We start from the raw sequence: 730 nt of genomic DNA on the forward strand, positions 1-730 counted from the left end.
CCACACCCCGGTCTGCGCGGCTTCCTCCGCGGTGCGGTCTTCGTCGAGCTCGACGTCGTCCACCTGTTTCGAGAAGACTTTCCGCTTGAACGGGCGGAGAGCACGGACGAGCTCGGCCGCACCGGGCAGCACCGGGGCCGTCGGCGCGCCGGTGAGGTCCGCGTCGGGTGACGGCCCTCCGGCCCGCGGCGCGAGCGGACCGCCATTGCCCGCGAGCTGCTCGGCGAACGAAGGGCGATCGGCCGCCGGCGGTTCACGATCGGGTGCACTCTCACCGTCGGCGGGGGCGAGCGGGCGTTCGTGCGGAGGCGGCTCTCGCCGGTTCTCCTGGTGCTTCGGCAGCGGGGCGGCCGGCCGTTCCGGAGGCCTCGCCGGCTGCGAAGCCGGGGCCCGGGTCGTGTCGATGGCGGCCATGAGCCAGAGGCCGTCGCCGAGTTCGGTCCACGTCAGGTCGTGGTCACCCGCAGTGGGGTCCGGCCGCTCCGGCATCTCACGGCACCTGCTGGCTGAGCTGCCGCCAGAGCGAATCGACGAGCCGCGGCCACGCTCCGTCCTCCGGCCGGTAGGCGCCCGAGGTGGCCAGGAAAACCGCGTCGAGCAGCTTGTCCGCGGGCAAGCCGCCGACGGCCGCGCTGCGCGCGATGAAGTCTTCGATCAGCCCGGCCCGGCTGCCCTCCGGGTCCAGTGCGTGCGCCGCGACCATGGCCGCGAGCTGGCCGGCGTCCGGCTC

General features: G+C 74.5%; 2 pseudogenes. Both read right to left on the minus strand.

Annotated elements, in window-relative coordinates:
- A pseudogene (locus tag ACLJQE_RS44645) lies at positions 1–489 on the minus strand (hypothetical protein); the annotation flags it as partial.
- 1 nt (position 490) lies between these two features.
- Positions 491–730: pseudogene (locus tag ACLJQE_RS44650) on the minus strand (MoxR family ATPase); the annotation flags it as partial.

The organism is Amycolatopsis sp. lyj-346, assembly GCF_046548975.1.
Classification (GTDB): Bacteria; Actinomycetota; Actinomycetes; order Mycobacteriales; family Pseudonocardiaceae; genus Amycolatopsis.